This window comes from Psychrobacter sp. CLB018, from assembly GCF_041222815.1.
Classification (GTDB): domain Bacteria; phylum Pseudomonadota; class Gammaproteobacteria; order Pseudomonadales; family Moraxellaceae; genus Psychrobacter; species Psychrobacter faecalis.
In genome coordinates this window covers 294,195-315,682 of record NZ_CP166085.1, presented here as the reverse complement: position 1 = coordinate 315,682, position 21,488 = coordinate 294,195, and the positions used below count along the sequence as shown (strand labels likewise).

Annotated in this window: 18 protein-coding genes; 11 read left to right on the top strand and 7 right to left on the bottom strand. The window is 44.2% G+C overall.

The features are described 5' to 3' along the window. Positions 1-16: 16 nt before the first annotated feature. Positions 17-1,459: an McrB family protein gene (locus AB8P72_RS01410; RefSeq protein WP_226928765.1), complete on the bottom strand. Its 1,443-nt coding sequence runs from the start codon at positions 1,457-1,459 to the stop codon at positions 17-19. Between the two features lie 337 nt (positions 1,460-1,796). Between AB8P72_RS01410 and AB8P72_RS01405 the strand changes: the two genes are divergently transcribed. Then, on the top strand, positions 1,797-2,552 hold the full coding sequence (locus AB8P72_RS01405) for a DUF4442 domain-containing protein (protein ID WP_102077048.1): 756 nt from the start codon (positions 1,797-1,799) through the stop codon (positions 2,550-2,552). A gap of 74 nt (positions 2,553-2,626) precedes the next feature. Continuing rightward, a complete protein-coding gene (locus tag AB8P72_RS01400; protein WP_102077047.1) occupies positions 2,627-3,121 on the top strand; it encodes a RidA family protein in 495 nt (164 codons plus the stop codon). A gap of 123 nt (positions 3,122-3,244) precedes the next feature. Here AB8P72_RS01400 and gspE read toward each other — a convergent pair whose 3' ends face one another. Then, positions 3,245-4,801 (bottom strand): type II secretion system ATPase GspE, encoded by a 1,557-nt coding sequence (gene gspE / locus AB8P72_RS01395; protein ID WP_193030072.1) that lies wholly within the window; start codon positions 4,799-4,801, stop codon positions 3,245-3,247. Positions 4,802-5,043: 242 nt separating this feature from the next. Next, the gene (gene tnpB, locus AB8P72_RS01390) at positions 5,044-6,195 is read right to left on the bottom strand and encodes an IS200/IS605 family element RNA-guided endonuclease TnpB (protein WP_193030070.1); all 1,152 of its coding nucleotides are present in this window, start codon (positions 6,193-6,195) and stop codon (positions 5,044-5,046) included. 380 nt (positions 6,196-6,575) lie between these two features. Here tnpB and AB8P72_RS01385 point away from each other — a divergent pair, with 380 nt between their 5' ends. Together AB8P72_RS01385 and AB8P72_RS01380 are read left to right on the top strand one after the other, a co-directional pair. Continuing rightward, positions 6,576-7,415, top strand: a complete 840-nt coding sequence (locus AB8P72_RS01385) for a thiazole synthase (protein ID WP_193030068.1) — start codon at positions 6,576-6,578, stop codon at positions 7,413-7,415. Positions 7,416-7,674: 259 nt separating this feature from the next. Next, the gene (locus AB8P72_RS01380; RefSeq protein ID WP_193030066.1) at positions 7,675-9,114 is read left to right on the top strand and encodes a wax ester/triacylglycerol synthase family O-acyltransferase; all 1,440 of its coding nucleotides are present in this window, start codon (positions 7,675-7,677) and stop codon (positions 9,112-9,114) included. A 50-nt stretch (positions 9,115-9,164) separates the two neighbouring features. On the opposite strand, the gene AB8P72_RS01375 is transcribed toward AB8P72_RS01380, so the two are convergent. Beyond that, positions 9,165-9,992 (bottom strand): inositol monophosphatase family protein, encoded by an 828-nt coding sequence (locus AB8P72_RS01375; RefSeq protein WP_193030064.1) that lies wholly within the window; start codon positions 9,990-9,992, stop codon positions 9,165-9,167. Positions 9,993-10,256: 264 nt separating this feature from the next. After that, positions 10,257-12,305: a 1-deoxy-D-xylulose-5-phosphate synthase gene (gene dxs / locus AB8P72_RS01370; protein ID WP_193030062.1), complete on the bottom strand. Its 2,049-nt coding sequence runs from the start codon at positions 12,303-12,305 to the stop codon at positions 10,257-10,259. A gap of 573 nt (positions 12,306-12,878) precedes the next feature. Between dxs and ribA the strand changes: the two genes are divergently transcribed. The 3 genes from ribA to AB8P72_RS01355 all read left to right on the top strand — a co-directional run bounded on the left by ribA (position 12,879) and on the right by AB8P72_RS01355 (position 15,548). Then, a complete protein-coding gene (gene ribA, locus AB8P72_RS01365) occupies positions 12,879-13,562 on the top strand; it encodes a GTP cyclohydrolase II (RefSeq protein ID WP_193030060.1) in 684 nt (227 codons plus the stop codon). Positions 13,563-13,580: 18 nt separating this feature from the next. Further along, positions 13,581-14,588 (top strand): oxygen-dependent coproporphyrinogen oxidase, encoded by a 1,008-nt coding sequence (gene hemF, locus AB8P72_RS01360; RefSeq protein ID WP_305935777.1) that lies wholly within the window; start codon positions 13,581-13,583, stop codon positions 14,586-14,588. A 489-nt stretch (positions 14,589-15,077) separates the two neighbouring features. Then, on the top strand, positions 15,078-15,548 hold the full coding sequence (locus tag AB8P72_RS01355) for a cytochrome c (RefSeq protein ID WP_193030056.1): 471 nt from the start codon (positions 15,078-15,080) through the stop codon (positions 15,546-15,548). Between the two features lie 77 nt (positions 15,549-15,625). On the opposite strand, the gene gloA is transcribed toward AB8P72_RS01355, so the two are convergent. Together gloA and AB8P72_RS01345 are read right to left on the bottom strand one after the other, a co-directional pair. After that, on the bottom strand, positions 15,626-16,195 hold the full coding sequence (gene gloA, locus AB8P72_RS01350) for a lactoylglutathione lyase (RefSeq protein ID WP_068406321.1): 570 nt from the start codon (positions 16,193-16,195) through the stop codon (positions 15,626-15,628). Between the two features lie 117 nt (positions 16,196-16,312). Continuing rightward, positions 16,313-16,951, bottom strand: a complete 639-nt coding sequence (locus AB8P72_RS01345; protein ID WP_068406318.1) for a carbonic anhydrase — start codon at positions 16,949-16,951, stop codon at positions 16,313-16,315. A 464-nt stretch (positions 16,952-17,415) separates the two neighbouring features. Here AB8P72_RS01345 and potA point away from each other — a divergent pair, with 464 nt between their 5' ends. From potA to AB8P72_RS01325, 4 genes are all read left to right on the top strand, one after another. Beyond that, positions 17,416-18,690: a spermidine/putrescine ABC transporter ATP-binding protein PotA gene (potA, locus tag AB8P72_RS01340; protein WP_082894334.1), complete on the top strand. Its 1,275-nt coding sequence runs from the start codon at positions 17,416-17,418 to the stop codon at positions 18,688-18,690. Beyond that, entirely contained in the window at positions 18,690-19,598 is a 909-nt protein-coding gene (gene potB / locus AB8P72_RS01335; RefSeq protein WP_068406315.1) for a spermidine/putrescine ABC transporter permease PotB, read from the top strand. Before potA ends, potB begins: the two co-directional genes overlap by 1 nt. Then, positions 19,598-20,416 (top strand): spermidine/putrescine ABC transporter permease PotC, encoded by an 819-nt coding sequence (gene potC, locus AB8P72_RS01330; RefSeq protein WP_082894333.1) that lies wholly within the window; start codon positions 19,598-19,600, stop codon positions 20,414-20,416. Before potB ends, potC begins: the two co-directional genes overlap by 1 nt. A 118-nt stretch (positions 20,417-20,534) precedes the next feature. Further along, positions 20,535-21,425 (top strand): LysR family transcriptional regulator, encoded by an 891-nt coding sequence (locus AB8P72_RS01325; protein WP_068406314.1) that lies wholly within the window; start codon positions 20,535-20,537, stop codon positions 21,423-21,425. The last annotated feature ends 63 nt before the right edge of the window (positions 21,426-21,488 follow it).

Genomic DNA, 21,488 nt, shown 5'->3' with positions numbered 1-21,488 from the left:
CAAGCTAGCCACCTTGTTAATATAAACGCTGATAGACAAACGGCTTGGCAAACTCAGCAGTATTATTGATTAAATCGGCATTAATTTTATAACTGCCACTACTCATAGACTGGCCGAGCAATGAATGCTGGTCGGCAAACATTGGATTTGAATTATTAGGACTGACTAAGTTATTGGCATTATCAAACAGCGCTTGGCTATCTTGTATAAACTTCGCGCTTAGGGGCTGCTGCTCATCTTGAAAGATATATTGCAAAACAGTGACTTGCCCGCCCGCTGCTTGTGCCAATTGCGGAATGATTTGTTCAATCAGTGCCGTTTGCAAGTGCTCAAGACTGTCTACTGACCATAAAAACGCATGACCTAATTGTGCCTCTGCACCAAGGGTTTGCGTAATACGGTGATTTAAACCGGTTAAGAGTTTCGCCAAATCTATTGTTTCTTCTGACTTAAACGCTTCTGTATTATCAGCTTTTAAGTCTTGATTGAGATAAATAACAGGTAATAATTCCGACTGCGGCGGACAATCAATAAAGCGAAAACGCCGCCGTAATGCCATATCAAGCGGCGTTAATGAATGGTCTTGGGTGTTCATGGTGGCATAAATATCAACGTTGGCAGGGACGCTAAAGGTTCGCCCTGAATACGCCAAATTAACCGTCATCGCATTTGCCATGCTAGCGCGTTTATCGGGTTCAATCAAACTTAATAGCTCGCCAAAGACCCGTGACACGTTAGCACGATTGACCTCATCAATCAGCATCGCATAACGCTGCTCAGGATTATTGGCAGCGCGTTGGCACAATTTCAAAAACGCACCATCTTGCACGTCATAACTCATTTGAGATGAGCTATTTTCTGTATGATCGGATGACGCCATCACCGGACGGATACCTTCAACAAATTCCTCATAACCATAGGCTTGATGAAAGCTGACCATACTAAAGCGCTGCTGACGGAACTCTTTATTTTGGCTATTATTCTCGCGCTGCGCCTGTTGAAACTCAGCTAATTGCTGCGCTAAATCACTTAACAAATCTATACTTTCTGGCAGTAAATACCATGCGCCGCTATTATCTTTATCAAAATAGGCTTGGCTGGCGCGGTTTTTATAACTCACCGTTTGTGAGCTCATAGACGTGTGCATTTGCAGCACAGACCAAGCGGTATTGCTTAAGTTTTTCTCGCGCGCATTTTGCGCCGCTTTATTGACAAAAAACTCATGATTGACAATTTCTGGTACCTTGACCAAGTCCTGTTTTTTCGACTTAAAATCCAAAAATATTAAGCAAACCACGTCACGCCAGCTTAACGGCTGCAAAAGTTGTCTCAATAATTCTTTGTCATTTATCTTTGGTAAGTAGTCAGTATATTGCTGTGCGATTTGGAGCAAGCGATAGGTTTTACCTGTACCAGCAACGCCTGTATAGATGATATTGGTTGGTTTGGAAGGAGACATATTTGGCATGACCTTATCTAGCATGGCATTGTCGAACATGAGAAAAAAACGGCAAAATAGTTGAAATGTGCTAAAACCTGACGATCATAACGTGGCTCGCTAAAATTAAACGAGCTAACAAAAATGGCATTATTTCTCATACCTAAGATACCGTTACGTTAGTCATATTTTATACGCGCGGCAGTTCATGTTAATAATGGTAGCGATACGGCACTTAATGTACCATAACTAACATCGTTGCTAAGATAAAAGAATTCGCTAACTTATCAATCATCTCAATATTTTTTATCGCACTAGTAAAACACTGTAAATCCCACTTTAACTTGAGGAATGTTGTATGTCAGGATTATTAAAAAAACTCCCTAGCAAATTGAGCAATAAACTGCCAACCAAAGTCTCTGACAACACCAAAATGCTAGACGAAAAACCAAATAGCCCATTAAAACCCATCAGCAACCAATTTACCAAACTGCTATCTGTCACCAAGTTTCTGCCTGCGGCCGCGCGCGCCAGCATTTTATCGAAAGCCTTTGGTAAAGTGGTGCCGTACGTGGGCACAACAGGTATTTATTATGAGCACGTCGATCCCAATCAAGTGGTGGTCAGCTTAAATAACACCAAAGCGGTGCAAAATCATATTGGCTCGGTTCATGCGGTTGCTATCACCTTACTTGCGGAAACCGCAACAGGGTTTATTTTGGGTTTAAACCTACCCTCTGATCGCGTATTATTGATTAAGTCTTACTCGGTGAATTTTTATCGCCCGATTAAAAAAGGTCAAATCGCCGCGGTGGCATCATTATCTGACGAGCAGCGCTTAGATATTTTAAATACGCCAAAAGGTGAGATGGTCATACCGTGCGTGATTCATGACCGTGAGTCCGATAACGACCGTGATCCTATCGTCGTTGAGATGACATGGGCTTGGATACCCAAATCTGAGCTAGAAGCGCGTCGTCAAGGTAAAGCTGCTAAAACGCTAGAAAATAAGCAAAATGACAATGAAAAAACTGAAAGTGAGCAGCCTAAAGCCGAGCTAAACGAAAGTGAAGCAAGCAACAAGCACTCAACGCAAGAACTAGAAAGCAATTAATTTCACTTTGTTAAAAAAGTAAGTAACTACCAAAAAATGGATTTAAGAAATACCACAATAATAAGGAGACAAGTATGTCTAGATATATCGATAAACTGACGACTCAATTATCTAAAGTAGTGCTGATTAGCGCCTGTTCGTTAGGCTTAGGTTTCGCCGTTAGTGCTAATGCCGCGCCAGCGACCAATAACGCAACCATTACCAAATCTAGCCCAGTATTTCTCGGCGACGGCGGTAACTATCCGTTTTCGGAAGCGGTACGGGTCGGCGATACGCTCTATATGTCAGGACAGATTGGTTTTAAAGACGGCAAATTGGTCAAAGGCGGCGTCAAAGCGGAAGCCAAACAAGCGCTCGATAATATCCATGAAACCTTGTTAAAGTACGGCTACCAAAAATCAGACATCGTCAAATGTATGGCGATGCTGACTGATATGGATGACTTTGATGACTTTAATAAAATCTATAAAGCAGAATTGGCTAAGCCTTATCCGGTACGCTCAGCTTTTGGTGTCGCAGAGCTGGCAGCGGGCGCAAGTGTTGAAATTGAATGTATCGCCGCAAAATAGCAGCGCTATTACAAATAAACCAAACTGACTTTTTGATTAGCGGTTATTGAGCCAATTGCACCGACTTTTGACTCAATAACCGTTTTGCTTTATACAATCGTTTTTCTTTATACTATCGTTTTTTTATACAATCATAGCGTCATCAGTTAGGGCGCTTTCTTTGGTTACCCGCAGCACTTCTTCTAACGTCGTCCGACCCTCTATGACTTTGCGTAGTCCATCAGCACGTATCGATGGCGTTTGCTGACGGGCGTATTCTTCTAGCTCGTACTCGGCAGTATTACTATGAATCATCCGGCGCAAGGTATCGTCAATCGGTATCACTTCATAAATTGCCGTCCGCCCTCTGAAGCCTGAATTATTACATTTATCACAGCCCACTGGTTTCGGCAAATTAATAATATTCTCTTTTAATTTTTCAGTAGCCGTATTTTTAGCATTTGCCGCAATACCAATTTCAGTAAATAATTTGGCTTGTTCATTATCGGCAGCTTGCCAGCTATGACAATGTGTGCATAACGTCCGTACCAAGCGCTGAGCGACGACACCAATCAGTGAGGACGATAATAAAAATGGCTCTACGCCCATATCCTGCAAACGCGTGACCGCACCGATGGCGGTATTGGTATGTAGCGTTGATAATACCAAATGCCCTGTCAACGATGCTTGCACGGCAATTTCAGCGGTTTCTAAATCACGAATCTCACCTACCATCACCACATCTGGATCTTGTCGCAACATGGCACGCAGGCTCTTAGCAAAGGTCATATCGACTTTATTATTAACCTGCGTTTGCCCAATACCATCGAGCTGAAATTCAATCGGATCTTCAGCGGTCAAAATATTACGGGTTTGATCATTCAAATCCGTTAGTGCCGAATATAACGTGGTGGTTTTCCCCGAACCCGTCGGTCCAGTCACCAAAATAATGCCATGTGGACGATGGATTAAGCGCTTAAGCTCGCTATAGTCATTATCAGATAGACCGAGATACGTCATATTGAGACGACCCGCTTGCTTGTCTAATAAACGCATGACCACGCGCTCACCAAAGCTCGATGGCAAGGTCGATACCCGTACATCGACCTCGCGCCCTGCCAGCCTTAAACTGATGCGACCATCTTGCGGCACACGCTTTTCGGCGATATCTAGCTTAGCCATGACCTTGATACGCGAGACCAGTAACGGCGCCAATTGACGCTTGGGGGTAATAATTTCTTTGAGCTCACCATCGACACGAAAGCGTACCACTAAGCGTTTTTCAAAAGTTTCAATATGGATATCTGAGGCATTTAGACGAATCGCTTCAGACAACAACGCATTAATCAGACGAATAATCGGCGCATCGTCTTGTTGATCCATCAAATCTTCCGTTTCAGGAACGCTATCGGCCAAGCTATCGAGGTCAGGATGGTCTTCAAGCCCAGCGGCAATATGCTGCGACTCACCCGTATTACCCGCATAAGCAGCATTCATGCGTTTTTCGAAATCTTCAATGCTGATACTTTCATAATTTGGCACACCGCGTACGCCTTGCTGCTGTAAAAAGCGCACCGCCTCATTAATGGCGGACAATGGCGTAGTTTTGGTCAACACCAAGGTCGGCGGCAACTCAGGATCAATAGCAAGAATGGCCAAAATTTGATGGCGTTTTGCAAAACTGTACGGCAGCTGCAGCATAAAGACGACCTAGTGAGTGGTTAATTTAAAAAAGAACTTAAAAAACAGCTTATAAAATAACTTTGAAAACAGTCTTGAAAACACAATCTAATACATGCCAAAAAACACTACTGACCTGACTATTTAAAGCCGCCTGCCTAAATCGTTAAACTGGATGAACTACCCACTACCTTAGAGGTAGGGTTTCTTAGGTAATACTCATACTTGTTACGGCATTCTGTATCAGCGGTTAGGTAAATTGACTAAGCTAACTCCGTCGCACCGACGGTTTTGAGTGTGGTCAGTTTCAAACCCTCATTGAGAATGTTGATACTGGCGTTAATGTCCCGATCATTGGTTTGCAAACAACTAGGGCAATCCCATGATCGCAATGACAAGGGTAATTCAGCCTTGGTCAACAAGTGGTTGCAGCCTGAGCAGATTTTAGAGGATGGATACCATCGGTCTATTTTAACAAGCGTTTTGCCATACCATTCCGCTTTATAAGCAAGCATGGTGGTGAATGTTGACCATGAACTGTCTGATATAGCTTTGGCGAGTTTATGGTTCTCAACCATACCCTTGACGTTTAAATCCTCTATGGCAATCACATCGTGGTTTTTGATGAGATTAAATGAGAGTTTGTGTAGAAAGTCAGTGCGGCTATTGGTTATTTTCTCATAAACTTTAGCAACTTTAAATTTCTGCTTTTGATAATTACGACTGTCACTCAGTTTGCGATTAGCAACTTTGGCAATTGCTCTACGTTTGGCTAAAATCTTTTGTGCGCGAGCTAATTTGTCTTGCAACTTCGATAAAAACTTAGGATTAGCTACTTTAGTTCCGTCCGATAAGACGATGAAGTCAATTAATCCTAAATCAATACCGATGTTAGAGTGTGTTTTTGGTAGTGGTGTGGCAATGGTTTTAACCAATAAGCTGACATAGTATTTGCCTGATGGAGTTCTACTGATGGTAGCGCTCTTAATCAAACCGTTTATTTTATTCGGGAATTTAGCGGAGATATGGCCAATCTTAGGCAGTTTAACGGTGTTGTTTGTGATCGCCACTGTGCCCTTTTGGTTGTTTGTGATGTAGCTATCGCGTTGCCCTTTTTTCTTGAACTTGGGAAAGCCTGTGCCGTTTTTAAAGAACGACTGATAGGCTTTTTGCAAATGACGCTCAACTTTAGACAGTGCCAGGCTATCGACCTCTTGTAGCCACTCAAACTCTTTTTTATACTGAGCAGGGTAGTTTTTGAGGGTTGTTTTAGTTTCTTTATAGTGCTCAATCTTATCGCTAAGCATCTTATTCCACATAAAGCGCACACAGCCGAATGACTTGGCAAAGAATACTTGCTGGTCAATGGTCGGATATAGTCTGACTTTATGGGCTTTTAGGATTTGCTTTGGCATCGCTGCTTGTTGTTAATAAGTGGTATGATTATTAATTATAATACCATAGGTAGTAAGGACTGCTACCAATAACGCATTCATCTCGCTACTTTAGAAGTAGGGGCTTTCTGCGCGGTTTTTGGTAAAGATTGTCAGTAAGCGCGTATGAGTTTGTTATAATAACATTTTGTTTTAAGCAAGTAGCAAGGCTTTGCTTGGATTTATGACTTTGCTTTTAAAGCAGTTATATTATTAGCATTTAACATCGCAAGCCTTTGGCCACATAACGCCTATTTACGTTTTGCCTCTACTACTATTTAATAAAAACTCTCATTAAACACAGTAACAAACTTAATAACCTCGTTAGTCACTTTTGTCAGCCCGCTATTAGGATTATCCTTATGTCACAAGCCGCAAATACTCCTGCCAATGTTCAATCATTTTCACAAAATGCCTTATCGAATGATACCTTTACGGTTGGTAGTCGTACATTCTCTTCTCGATTGTTGGTCGGTACTGGTAAATATAAAGACATGGCTGAGACGGGTGCGGCGATTGGCGCGTCAGAAGCTGAGATTGTCACCGTTGCTATTCGCCGTACCAATATTGGTCAAAATAGCAATGAGCCAAATTTATTAGATGTGATTTCACCGGATAAATATACCATCTTACCCAATACCGCAGGCTGTTTTGATGCCGAAACCGCGATTCGGACGTGTAAGCTTGCTCGCGAGCTATTAGGCGGGCATAATCTGGTGAAGCTAGAAGTATTAGGCGATGAAAAAACCCTTTATCCAAACGTGATGGAAACTCTAAAAGCCGCCAAGGTGCTAATCGATGATGGTTTTGAAGTCATGGTTTATACCTCTGACGACCCCATCGTCGCTCAAGAATTAGAGAGCATGGGCTGTGTGGCGATCATGCCGCTTGGTAGCTTGATTGGTTCTGGTCTTGGTTTGCTTAATCGCCATACCTTAAGCCTTATTATTGAAAATGCTAAAGTACCCGTATTGGTTGATGCTGGCGTCGGTACCGCTTCTGATGCCGCGATTGCGATGGAGCTTGGTTGTGATGGCGTGCTGATGAACTCAGCGATTGCCAATGCACAAAATCCCGTGTTGATGGCGCAGGCCATGAAACATGCTATATGGGCAGGGCGTCAGGCGTTCTTAGCAGGTCGTATGCCGATGCGCAAAATGGCCGCTGCCAGTTCACCGCAGACCGGCTACTTCTTTCAGTAGTTTTTAGCTTAGATTTTTCAAGTTGAATCCTGCAGGGCAAACTTTCTAGCTTAAACCTTTAAAAGCACGGCTTAACACATAATGAAATAATAAAAATCCCGTGCGCCATGCTTTTTATATTAAGATATTTTTGTGACTACTTTTAGGTTTTTAATCGTTTTTGCTATATTTTTTAGTTTTACTATGCTTTACCTTTGCCTAACTGAATACTTATATAATTTATTGCCGTTTTTTATTCATCGTCATAAAAGGATTTATTATGCGACTTCTCACAGCAGTCGACCAGTTGTTCTTACTTCTTGAGTCGCGTAAACAACCCATGCATGTTGGGGGTCTATTTTTATTCGAATTGCCAGAAAATGCGGACAGCAGTTTTGTTTGTCAATTGGTCAAACAAATGCAACACTCTGAGGTGCCGCCGACCTTTCCTTTTAACCAAGTGCTTGAGCATTTGATATTTTGGAAAAAAGACAAACACTTTGATGTTGAGCATCACTTGCACCATGTAGCGCTACCACAGCCCGCGCGTGTACGCGAGCTTTTGATGTACGTATCAAGAGAGCATGGTCGCCTGTTAGATCGGGCAATGCCGCTATGGGAATGTCATGTTATTGAAGGAATTGAGCCAGAAAGCGAAGGCGCGCCTGAACGTTTTGCCTTATATTTTAAAATCCATCATTCGCTCGTTGATGGCATCGCTGCCATGCGCTTGGTCAAAAAATCCTTATCGCAATCGCCAACCGAACCGGTGACGCTACCGATTTGGTCACTAATGGCACGTCATCGTAACCAAGTCGATGCGATTTTGCCGAAAGAGCGTTCGGCGCGGCGCATTATCAAAGAGCAAATATCAACCATTAAACCGGTATTTACAGAATTGCTCGATAACTTAAAAAATTTCGGTGATGACAGTTATGTCAGTACCTTTGCAGCGCCGATGAGTGTGCTTAATAAACGCATTTCAGCCTCGCGGCGCATCGCCGCGCAGTCCTATGAGATACAGCGCTTTAATGATATCGCTGAGCGCTTAAATATCAGTAAAAACGATGTGGTGCTTGCCGTTTGTGCTGGCGCTATTCGCCGTTATCTCCTGTCGATAGATGCGCTACCAAGCAAGCCTTTGATTGCTTTTGTACCCATGTCATTACGTACCGATAATAGCGTGGCGGGCAACCAGTTGTCATTTGTTCTTGCCAATTTGGGCACGCATTTAGACGATCCACTCAGCCGCATCGAGCTGATTCATCGCAGTATGAATAACGGCAAACGCCGATTCCGCCGTATGAATCAAGCGCAGGTTATCAATTACAGTGTGATTTCTTATGCGTGGGAAGGTATCAATTTGGCAACTGGGCTGTTTCCGAAAAAACAGGCCTTTAACCTGATTATCTCCAACGTCCCTGGGTCAGAAAAGCCGCTATATTGGAACGGCGCGCGTCTGCAATCTTTGTATCCGGCATCGATTGTGTTCAATGGACAAGCGATGAATATCACTCTCGCCAGCTATTTGGATAAGATTGAATTTGGCATTACCGCTTGCAGTAAAGCTTTACCGCATGTACAAGATATGCTCGTCCTCATAGAAGAAGAGTTGCAACTATTAGAGCGCACCAGTAAAGAGCTTGAATTTCAAGGCATTACGGTGACAGATAAAAGTAACGACAAGAAAAGCGGCAAAACAAAAAAGCTGGCGCCATAATGGAACCAGCTTTTTCAATATTAATTTTCTAAATCTTTAATAAGTTAAAACTACAAAATATCGCCCCACGTTGGGACAACCACTTGCATTAACGGTTTTAGTAATTTAACGTTACAAGCAAAGATAGAGCCTGAGGTCATTGAGTTGTGCGCGCCTGTATGGTCAACGACCACGCCGCGTGCTTCGGTAACGATAAGCTCACCAGCAGCAATATCCCACGGCTTAATAGACATCTCAAAATAACCGTCAAAACGACCAGCTGCTACATAGCATAAATCTAGCGCGGCTGAGCCTAAACGGCGAATTTGACCGCCCGCTTCAGAGATTTTTTGTAAGCTTTCAAAGTGCTGCTTGGCATAAGAGATGACTTCACCATTACGTTTACGCTCAAGCGGATGACCAGTGGTAAATAAGCCGCCGTCGATGGTTTTACGCTCGCTCACTTGCATACGGCGATTGTTCAAGCGTGCGCCTTTACCACGGCTAGCCGAGAACATCTCATCACGTACAGGGTCATAGATGACGCCGTGCTGGGTCACGCCTTTATGTTGCACCGCGATAGAAACACAAAACTGCGGTACGCCATGGACGAAGTTTTTAGTACCGTCTAGCGGATCAATAATCCAGCACCAGTCAGCATCTTCGCCGCGACCTTGTTGCATACCAAACTCTTCACCCAAAAACGAGTGATTTGGATAGCTGGCTTTTAGGGTCTCAATCGTCAGCTCTTCACTGAAACGATCAATGCGCGTGACCAAACCATCAAGCCCTTTTGACTCGATATCTAGCTCGATTTTGTGGCGGTTTTGATGCGCATATAAAATCTCTTTACCGACTTTTTCAGCAGCACGCGCTGCGATAACGACCATGGGTTCCATAAATAACCTATTTGCTTGATGAATGAATACTACTTAAAAGATATAACTGATAAAATGTACGAAAAATAAAAGCCGCTTAAAATTAAATCGGATTAATAACTCATGAAAACCATCGCCGCCTAGCGAACCAAATAAATGATTGCCAGCAGTAGTGCCGCCCAAGTTGTCAAATAATTCACACCTACAGCAAGTAGGCGAGGTTTAAACAAAAATGCTTTATTTTTCAATCCGCTATTTTAGCAATTTTTTTTGAGCGATAGGGTTTTATTTTAGCAACTGCTGCAGCTGGCTCACGACCCCTGCAACATCCAGACCACAATCAGCCATTTGCTCTGCTGGTGAACCATGAGCAATAAAGCGATCAGGAATACCGATATTACAGATTACTGGACGGCTATTTTTAAACGCTATTGATTCGTTAAGTAAATATTCATTTACTGCACTGCCCGCGCCGCCCATAATCGTATGCTCTTCCAAAGTGGCGATATGGGTAACGCCTTGCTTGATTAAGCTGTCAAGCAAGTGCGTATCTAAAGGTTTTACCCAGCGCATATTCACCACATGTACTTGGCAGTTTGAGTTTATATTATCGTTAATCAAGCTTTCTGCCGCTTGCTGAGCCGTCGCAACCATGGTACCAAAGGCTAATAATGCCAACTTATTAGGTGCGTTATCTTGACCTAAAACTGACTCTACTACCGCTTTACCAATGGAAAAAACCTGTGCGGGCTGGGTAATCGTCGCGCCAACGCCAGCCCCGCGCGGATAGCGCACAGCCGTACAGCCTTGATATTCATAGCAAGTATTGAGCAAGTGATAACATTCGTTTTCATCTTTTGGCGCGGCTATCAGCATATTCGGCACGCAGCGTAAAAAGGCAAAGTCGAACACGCCGGCATGAGTAGCACCATCTTCACCGACTAGACCGGCGCGGTCAACAGCAAACATCACATCAAGGTTTTGCAATGCCACGTCATGAATCAGCTGATCGTAGCCACGCTGCAAAAAGGTTGAATAGATGGCGACGATTGGCTTGACACCTTGGGTTGCCATGCCGCCTGCTAACGTTACCGCATGCTGTTCAGCGATGGCTACATCAAAAAAACGATTGGGAAATTGACGGGCAAACTCAATCATGCCCGAGCCTTCTTCCATGGCTGGGGTAATCGCAAGCAATTTCTCGTCAGTAGCAGCTTTATCACATAAGAACTGACCAAAGACTTGCGAGTATTTTAATAGCGGTGTACTCGGTGCTAAGTTAGCGGTTAGCGCTTTCTTCTCGCTATCTTCAGCAGGCAATCTACTGATAGCATGATAGCCAACTGGATCTAATTCAGCGGGCGCAAACCCTTTACCTTTGGTGGTATAGATATGCACCAATACCGGGCCTTTTAATTGCTTGGCAAGCGATAGTACGCGCAGTAACTCAGGGATATTGTGGCCATCAAACGGACCGAAATAAGTAAAACCAATGGCTTTAAACAGATTGTCCTCTAATTGTGGCACATCGCGCAGCTCGTTATGACGTTTACGGCGGTCGTAGGCTTGCATGTCAGGACGCTGGCATAATATCGGCTCGCCAGCATCAGAGATATCAACCTGATAGCCTGACTCCCACAATGTCGCTAAATGCCGTGAAAAACCACCAATCGAGCAAGATATCGACATGTCGTTGTCGTTTAAAATGACCAGCAAATCCGCATCTTGTTGGACGGCGTCATTCATCGCTTCAAACGCCATGCCGCCGGTCATTGCGCCATCACCTATAATACAGGCAACCGTTTGCGCGCGGCCTTGATAGCGTAGCGCCAGGCTCATTCCAAGACCCGCCGAAATAGACGTCGATGAATGCCCAACGCCAAAAGTGTCGTAAACCGACTCGGCGCGTTCTGGAAAAGCGGTCAAGCCATCCTTTGAGCGAATAGTTCCAAGCTTTTCACGGCGTCCTGTCAATACTTTATGGGCATATGCCTGATGACCGACATCCCAAACAATCTGATCTTGCGGCGCATCTAACAGATAATGCAGGGCAATGGTCAACTCAATGACGCCTAAATTGGCCCCAAAATGACCACCGCTTTGACCGGCTGAATAGAGCAGAAAAAGCCGTAGCTCATCCGCCAAGGTAATGAGCTGACTTTCGCTAAACGCTTTTAAATCAATCGGAGCGTCTACTGTATCAAGTAGCGGCGTATGTGGACGCTCACGTGGAATGACTGCATAAGTTTTTTGCAGGTGCGATAGCGGTGCAGCAGAATCAATGGCTGACGCAGATGATGACTTAGACTGTGGGGAATGAGGTGACTGCTGCATAAAACGTACGATACCTACCAATCTGCTAACAAGATGCTACCTTAGATACGGGCTATCACTAGCCAGCATCTAAGTGGCGTTAATAATAGTGCGGACATTATAAATCAACAAATGTCATCGACTATATGTTTATTGATACAGCGCTTAAAATAGCTGTGAATAACGATTTAAAATAAAACAAACTTTAGAACTTTAGAACTTTAGAACTTTAGAACTTTAGAACTTTAGAACTTTCAATTTTATAGGCATTTTAAAATGAGACTATGTCCTCATATAAAACACTATAGCGCCTGCTAATTTTGCTTTCATATTGGGCGCATATCGGGCGACAGTGACGACATAGTAATGCAAGGGCTAAGACTTGTCACTGTATCCGTCAAAATAGTATGGCATAATAGCATTTATTTTTAATTGTCGCTTTAATCATCGTGCGCCGTCTGTGAACTTTGTGTGTATTTCCACCAAACAGCTTTCGTATGCTATTTTAGTTAGCAGCGCTTATGTCACACCTTTATTATTATAAAACTTTAACCGACCGCTAGCGTCACGATGATCGGCTTATGCAGGACATTAATGTCATATCAATTTATCACCAATGCCAAACTACCGACTCGTCACGGCGAGTTTGATATTCATATCTTTGAAAATGCAGACGGTCAAGAGCATGTGATGCTTACCGTCGGTTTACCTGTGGCCAAGCAAACTGACGTTTTAAATCAGCAAGGCACGGCATTTAATCAAGACAGCGATGCGCTAAAAGAAGCGCCCATACCGCTCATTCGTATTCATTCGGAATGCTTGACGGGTGACGCTTTTAGCTCATTAAAATGCGATTGTGGTCCCCAGCTTAATACCGCGATGCAGGCGATACAAGAAACCGGCTGCGGGGCAATATTATACTTACGTCAAGAAGGACGCGGCATTGGCTTGACCAATAAAATCCGTGCTTATGCCTTGCAAGATCAAGGGCATGATACGTTAGATGCCAATCTTATGTTGGGTTTACCGGCTGATGCGCGCGTTTATGATATGTGCGGGCCGATGCTTGCTCATGTCGGCGTCGATAGCGTGCGCCTGATTACCAATAATCCCGATAAAGTGGCTTACTTAACCGAGCATGGTATTAATGTCGTCGAGCGCGTGCCGTTATTGGTTGGGGTGAACGATATGAATGCTGAGTATCTCGCGACCAAACGCGACCGCATGGGGCATCTACTCGATAAAGATTTCAATACCGCCTTACACCTTAATAAATAGTAAATAATTAGATATTTTATGACCATACCAAATATAGATAATCATGACAATTTGCCAGAGACGAATTCTGCCGTGACGCCAACCCACAATGACATCACGCGCGTGCGTGAGTTTTTGGTGGATCTGCAAGCGCGTATCTGTCAAGCCTTAGAAGCGCAAGAGCGCGACGGCAGCAGCAATGATCAGCCGGCAACCTTTGTGCCTGACGATTGGGAACGTCCTGAGGGCGGCGGCGGCCGTTCTTGCGTGCTCGCAGGTGGCGAAGTGATTGAAAAAGCGGGCGTGATGTTTAGCCATATTCATGTGCATAACCTACCCGCTTCTGCAACTGCGCGCCATCCTGATATCGCTGGCCGTAAAGCGCAGGCGATGGGCGTTTCATTGGTCGTGCATCCTAAAAACCCCAATGTGCCAACCAGCCATGCCAACGTGCGTTTATTCGTTGCTGAAGCCGAGGGCGAAGAGCCTATTTGGTGGTTTGGTGGCGGTTTTGATTTGACGCCGTTTTATCCGGTGCTTGCCGACTGCGTACATTGGCATCAGGTTTGTCACGACCTGTGCGCGCCGTTTGGCGACAGCGTCTATCCTGACTTTAAGCAGTGGTGTGACGAGTACTTCCATCTGCGCCATCGCGATGAGCAGCGCGGTATCGGCGGCCTATTTTATGACGACGTCAATACCGAGAGCCGTGGTTGGGATTTTGAGACTTGCTTTGAATTTATGCAAGCGGTCGGTAATGGTTATCTTGAAGGTATATTGCCAATTTTTGAGCAGCGTAAAAACACCTCTTATACCGAAGCACAACGTGAATTTCAGCTCTATCGCCGCGGACGCTACGTCGAATACAACCTTGTTTATGACCGTGGCACCCTATTTGGGCTACAAAGTAATGGACGCATTGAGTCCATCTTAGTCAGTATGCCGCCGCTTGCCAGCTGGCATTATCGCTTTGAACCTGCCCCCGGGACGCCTGAGTTTGAATTGACCGATTTTTATCTAAAACCGCGTGATTGGTTGACTTTATAGTCGTCATTGGCATAATAAGCCGCAGACAGCGTTTTGGTTCTTGGATAAACAGCTTATTTGCTCTCTTTAAAATTTCAGAAAAACACTATCAAGGTCAGCGTTACTGCTGACCTTTATTATTTACTATTTTTTATTTGAGAGCAGCCTAAGAGCAGCTAAACTGTTAAATAGGGCATTTTGACTTTTAGCTTATAAAACGCGCTTTGGCGAACATTCATAGCTGATTAAGATGCCATTACAAAAAGGTACTTTATTATCCTACTTTATTTTAGCCTGTTGAGGTTTAATTAACAGCAGTATGGGTTTAAAGCGTTATAGATTTACAGCTTTATAGGTTGAAAAGGCTATATGGTAAAAGACTAGAACTTAGCTGTCTTTAACATTTAGAACAACCACATAATATTCAATTCATAGTAGCAATATAACAGGTGGCGAGCATGCAAGTGCTTCGGCACCTTTTTATTAGCCACGTATAAAGGAGCAATACAGATGGCACAGGTTTCTAATAATAAATCATTCAAGTCTATCGTCGGCGTAACGTTGATGGCAGCCGCCTTAGGTCTAACAGCTTGTAGTACACCAGTTGACCCTGACGTCAAAGCGCGTCAAGACACCATGAAAAGCTGGGGCGATGCGATGGGTATCATGGGCGATATGGCTGAAGCGCCAGATACGTTTGATGCCGAAGTCTTTAAAGAACAAGCGGCATTTTTAGCAAAAGACTCTGCCAATCCTTGGAGCCACTTTGAAAACCAAGAAGCCGCAGGTAATGCTACTGAAGCGGTTTGGAGCAATGTTGACGATTTTCGCGCTGAAGCTGATGACTTCCAAAAAGCCACTGCTAACTTAAATGCAGCGGCACAAAATGCAACCAGTGTCGATCAAGTTTTACCTGCGCTTGGACAAGTCGGTGACAGCTGCAAATCATGCCATACCGATTTTAAAGTGAAAAAAGACTAACGAGTATTCGCTTTCAAATATAAAAAAGCCGCTATTGTTCATATAGCGGCTTTTTTATTGGTTAAAGAGTAACTTGTTTAACCCATTAAGTCGGCTTGGACGATTTCAATCCAGTAACCATCAACGTCTTTGATAAAGGCGATATTTTTCATACTGCCGTCTTCTGGACGTTTTTTAAACTCGACGTTGTTTTTATCAAACCAAGCAACCGCTTCGTCAAGACTTGGCACACTAAAGCAGATATGACCAAAGCCTTGTGGTTCACCATTGCCATCATGGTAACTAAAGTCCGCTTGGGTTTCGGTACCGTAGTTATGAGTCAGCTCTAAAATACCGCGCTGACGGAAGGCAAAAATTTCTAAGTCGTCACCCGCTGGCAAATTTTCCCGCTCGCTGTCAGTCAACTTGGCCAAGAAATATAAATCAAACCCCATCGTAGGGAACTTTTTTACCGCCAGTAACGTCATGCCCAAAATACCCGTATAAAAGGCCAACGATTTGGCTGGGTCTTTGACGCGTAGCATGGTGTGGTTAAAAGTATAACCTGCCGTCTGCGCTGAAATTGGCTGCACGCCTTCTGCTTTTACGCTGCTCTCAGGCTGAGTGATACTGTCTTTATTAGCATCTAAATTTTTTAAATCCGTCATAATTTTTCCAATATCTAAGTATTTTAATCGTCATTTATCCATTATAAATCATTGATAACGGGTACGTGCAAAATCAAATCGTATCCACCATTCCGAACGTTTAATGATAAATAGCTATTAAGTATCTAAAAAGCGTACTTTTCCAGTCTCTAAATTGTATTCAGCGCCAACGACGAGTAGCTGACCGCTACTGGTTAAGTCTTCTAGGGCGCGCGAACCATGCTTTAATTGGCTGACCGACATGCGCACATTGGCACGAATAGAGCGATCGACCAATTCATCCGCATCGACGTCTTGACCGTTGGCCGTTGCCAGCTCATGCAAGTTGTAAACACTTGGGCGAATACGATCGACGATTGATTGTAAATTTGGCGAATAGTTTTGCTCAGGATTGATCAGCGCATCGACGCAAGCGGTCACCGCTCCACAATGCGAATGCCCAAGCACTACCACCAGTTTGGTGCCAAATTTTTCTGCCGCAAATTCAATCGAACCGATTTGAGATGGCGCAACCACATTACCCGCCACGCGTATGACAAACAAATCGCCCAAACCTTGGTCAAACACAATCTCAACTGGGACACGGGCGTCCGAGCAACCCAAAATAATCGCTAATGGATCTTGGTCACTGATCAGCTCAGGACGTTTTTGCATGCAAGGGTCAGTGCTGGTCAGACTTTCTACGTAGCGTACATTACCTTCTTTGAGTAGTGCCAGTGCTTCTTGTCCAGTTTTTGGGCGGTTACTGTTAGGCATAAGGGGTCCTTGTTTATCAAAATGGTTTAAATTATAAATTGCGCTAGCATTCTGTTTTCTACTTTAAGATACAGCTTTCAGCTATGCTTATCTTTTAAGCTTATCTCTTAAACTTAGCCGTTTGCTATTGCAAATATCCTTGTATTTAGCATACACAAAATTATTGTAGCGCAAGCAAGACAGAAAAACGGTAAAAATTCTTTATTGTATGAAGGAAGCATTGCAAGCAAAAGCATTGCAAGGCAAGAAATTGGCAGCCAAGCATTTAGCTCATTATTTTTTTAACGACCTAAACCAACCGATAACGAACTTGCACTGACTTATAACAAGGGTTTGTTATAATACCCAGCAACCAGACTTTATATATAGCCAACGCTTATCGCCAGACTTAACAACATGCAAATTGCTGCCAGTATCTACTATTTTAGTGCTGCTGCGCATTTGGTGTTTTAGGAATCAACCTTATGACCGAAACGAATGTAAACCTGCAAACCACGCCTTTGTCGCCTAATAGTGACAAGGCGCTGCTGCAACTGACTGGTCTCCAAAAAATTTATGATCAAACCGAAGTGTTAAAGGATATTAACCTTGATATTGAACATGGCGAATTTATCACCTTGCTTGGGCCATCAGGCTGCGGTAAGACGACTTTGCTGCGCTTAATTGCGGGTTTTGAGCAGCCAAATGCAGGGGCGATTTATCTTGATGGCATACAAATGGCAGGCTTGCCAGCGGATAAGCGTCCGGTCAATACTGTGTTTCAGCAATATGCGTTATTTCCACATATGACGGTGGCGCAAAACGTCGCTTATGGGCTTAAACTCAAAAAAGTGCCAAAAGATGAGATACAAACGCGGGTACGTGAGATGCTGGCGATGGTACAGCTTGAGCATTTGGCCAATCGCAGACCGCAAGATTTATCCGGAGGTCAGCAGCAGCGCGTAGCGATTGCGCGCGCGGTGATTAATCGTCCTAAGCTATTATTGCTCGACGAGCCATTATCGGCGCTCGATCATAAGCTGCGTTTGCAAATGCAATCTGAGCTTAAACGTCTGCAGCGCGAGCTTGGCATTACCTTTGTCTTTGTCACTCATGATCAAGAAGAAGCGCTGTCGATGTCGGACCGCATTGCGGTGATGAAAGACGGTAGATTTCAGCAAATTGGCACGCCGATTGAGATTTATGAAACCCCTGCCAATCTATTTACCGCCAAATTTATCGGTGAAACCAACTTGTTTAAAGCGGAAGTCAAAGGCGTTTACCCTGAGCAGCCCGATCGTGATGGGCGCGTGACCAATGGCCGTATTGAGGTCGAGGTCTGCGAAGCACAAGCGCAAGAGGGGCCGACGACCTTACGCAATCTGCGCCGCCCTGACTTTGCCAATGACGTGCAAGTTGGTGATATCGTTAACTTACTATTGCGCCCTGAAGATTTACGCATTTATGACCCCAATGATAAAGAACATGGCGGCTTACTGGGGCGGGTGATTGAAAGTAATTATAAAGGCAGTACCTTAGACTCGATTATTGAGCTAACCAACGGCCATATTATTAAAGCCTCGGAGTTCTTTGATGAAGACGACCCAAGTTTTGATTATAAGCTTAACGAAGGCGTTAAAGTATCGTGGGTCGATGGCTGGGAATGGGTGTTGCCAGAAGAAGATACGCTTGCTAGCGGCATTGATAACGGGATAAACAATAGCCCTAGTAAATTAGCTGCCCAAAAGGATATCAGCTAATGGCGCGTCCTAACGTAGGTAATAAAAAATCAAGTCATAAAAACTTGAGCAATAAAAGCCCTTTTCGTACCGCAACGCTATGGCTAATTTGGGGTTGGCTGCTCATCTTTGCGCTATTGCCAAATATACTGGTGATTGCCGTCAGCTTTTTGACCCGTGATAGCACCGCTTTTATTAGTTTACCGGTCACTCTCGACAGCTACGTGCGCATGATTGACCCGCTATATTTTGACGTTTTTGTGCATTCATTATGGATGGCGGGTATCACCACAGTCATTTGCTTATTACTTGGCTACCCGTTTGCTTGGTTTGTTTCTCGAGTAGATAAACGCTGGCAGCCACTGTTAATGCTCATGCTGATATTGCCATTTTGGACCAACTCTTTGGTGCGCACCTATGCGCTAAAACTATTATTTGCCAGCAATGGTTTGATTAATAAATCCTTATTAGCCATCGGTATTATCGATGCGCCCATAGATATTTTATATACCCAAGGCGCGGTCATTGCCGGTTTAACCTATTTGTTATTTCCGTTTATGGTGCTGCCGCTGTATGCGGTATTCAGTGATTTGCGCGATGATATGCTGCTCGCCTCGCAAGATTTGGGTGCTTCAAAGCGCCAAACCTTTTGGCACGTGGTATTACCCTTAACCACACCGGGGATTATCTCCGGGGTGCTGTTGGTACTACTACCAGCGATGGGGATGTTTTATGTCGCCGATATCTTGGGCGGCTCACGTAACTTATTGGTCGGTAATATTATCAAAAACCAGTTTTTGGATGCGCGTGATTGGCCATTTGGTGCCGCCGCCAGTGTGCTATTGACCCTTGCGATGGCGGTATTATTACTCGCTTATCGTGCCAGTAGCCGCCGTATTGGCAAGACTGATTTTAACGAGGTGGCCTAATGTCTGATAGTTCACTGAATAGTACTCCAATTAAAAATAAACGCTCTATCAAATTAGGTAATATTGCCGCCAAAGGCTATCTCAGTCTGATTTATATTTTATTATATCTGCCTATCATCGTTTTGGTGGTAATGTCATTTAATAAATCAAAAATTGGTTATAACTGGGGCGGCTTTAGTTTAAAGTGGTACGAGTCGCTACTGAATAATCAGGCGATGCTTGATGCCTTTTGGCACTCTATTGTTTTAGGCTTGGTTGCGGCTACGGTTTCGACCGTTATCGGTACATTAACGGCGCTTGCGCTGCATCGCTATGACTTTCGCGGTAAAGGGCTGCTCAATGGCCTGTTATTTGTGCTGATGATGTCACCTGAAATTGTCCTAGCAATATCGCTATTGACCCTGTTTTTATTAATCGGATTGCAGCTTGGCTTTGTCTCGCTATTACTAGCGCACATTACTTTCTGCCTACCGTTTGTCGTTATCACTGTGTTTGCGCGCTTAAGTAGTTTGGATGAGCGCTTGATGGAAGCAGCGCGAGATTTGGGTGCTAGCGAATCAACAATGGTACGTACGGTGTTGATTCCAGTAATTTTTCCTGCGGTGATGGCTGGCTGGTTACTTGCCTTTACCTTATCGCTTGATGATGTGGTGGTATCGACCTTTGTGACCGGCCCTAGCTATGAGATTTTACCGCTCCGTATTTATTCTATGGTGCGCGTGGGACTTAAACCTGAGGTCAATGCTATTGGGACCATTTTATTGGTCGCTTCATTAGTTTTGGTGGTTATCTCGCAATTGCTGCTGCGTCGGCGCTAGTTTTAATTTTTACGGTAAAATAATGGCAATGTAATTTTAGGCAAAAAGCGCCTATGATTTTTCAAGATTCTAAACACCTATTTTCCTATTTCTTTAACGTCAGTGGTTAGGTTATTTTATGCTAGAGCTCCGTCATCTTAATACACTAACTGCGCTGCGAGCCCATGGCTCATTGGCCGCTGCTGCCGATGAGCTGCATGTCACTGCCTCTGCGGTCTCCCATCAGTTAAAAGAATTGGAAAATTACTACGATATTAGCTTGGTCAATCGGCGCACGCGTCCGCTGACCTTTACCCCAGCGGGCAAAACAGTATTGGCGCTGGCTGATAGCATCCTGCCGCAGGTCACGCGCACCAAAGCCAACTTAAAGCGCTTGGCACATGGGCAGGCAGGCAGATTGCGCCTTGCGTCTGAATGTCACAGCTGCTTCGATTGGTTGATGCCGATTCTCAATCACTATCGTCGCGAATGGTCAGATGTTGAGCTGGATTTTGCCACTGGTTTTGAGCCTGAGCCACATCATTTACTGCAAGAAGGTGATATCGATTTATTGATTACCACCAGTAATTTACCTATAGAGGGCATCAGTTATCAGCCTTTGTTTGAATACGAGAGCCGTTTGGTGCTGTCGCCGACTCACGACTTGGCTGAGCAACCATTTATTCATGCCCAAGACTTGGTTGCTGAAACCTTGATTGCCTATCCGGTAGAAGCTAAGCGCCTCGATATCATTGCCAATTTTATGACCCCAGAAGAGGTCAGTTTTAAAGCGATTCGTACCACCGAGCTCACGGCGATGCTAATTCAATTGGTTGCTAGCGAGCGCGGGGTGGCGGCACTGCCTGATTGGGTGGTAAGCGAGTATGAGAAAAAAGGTTGGGTAGTTTCACGCCCATTAGGCAGTGGCGTCTACTGTCAGCTCTATGCAGCGACGCGCACCGCAAGCCAAGATATGGCTTATATGCAAGGGTTCGCCAGTCTATTAGAAGGGATTGTAAAACCGGTATAGCTAGTGCTTTTTTTAAAAAGTTGTTTAAAAAAGAGCCGTATTAAAAATTAATATGGCTCTTTT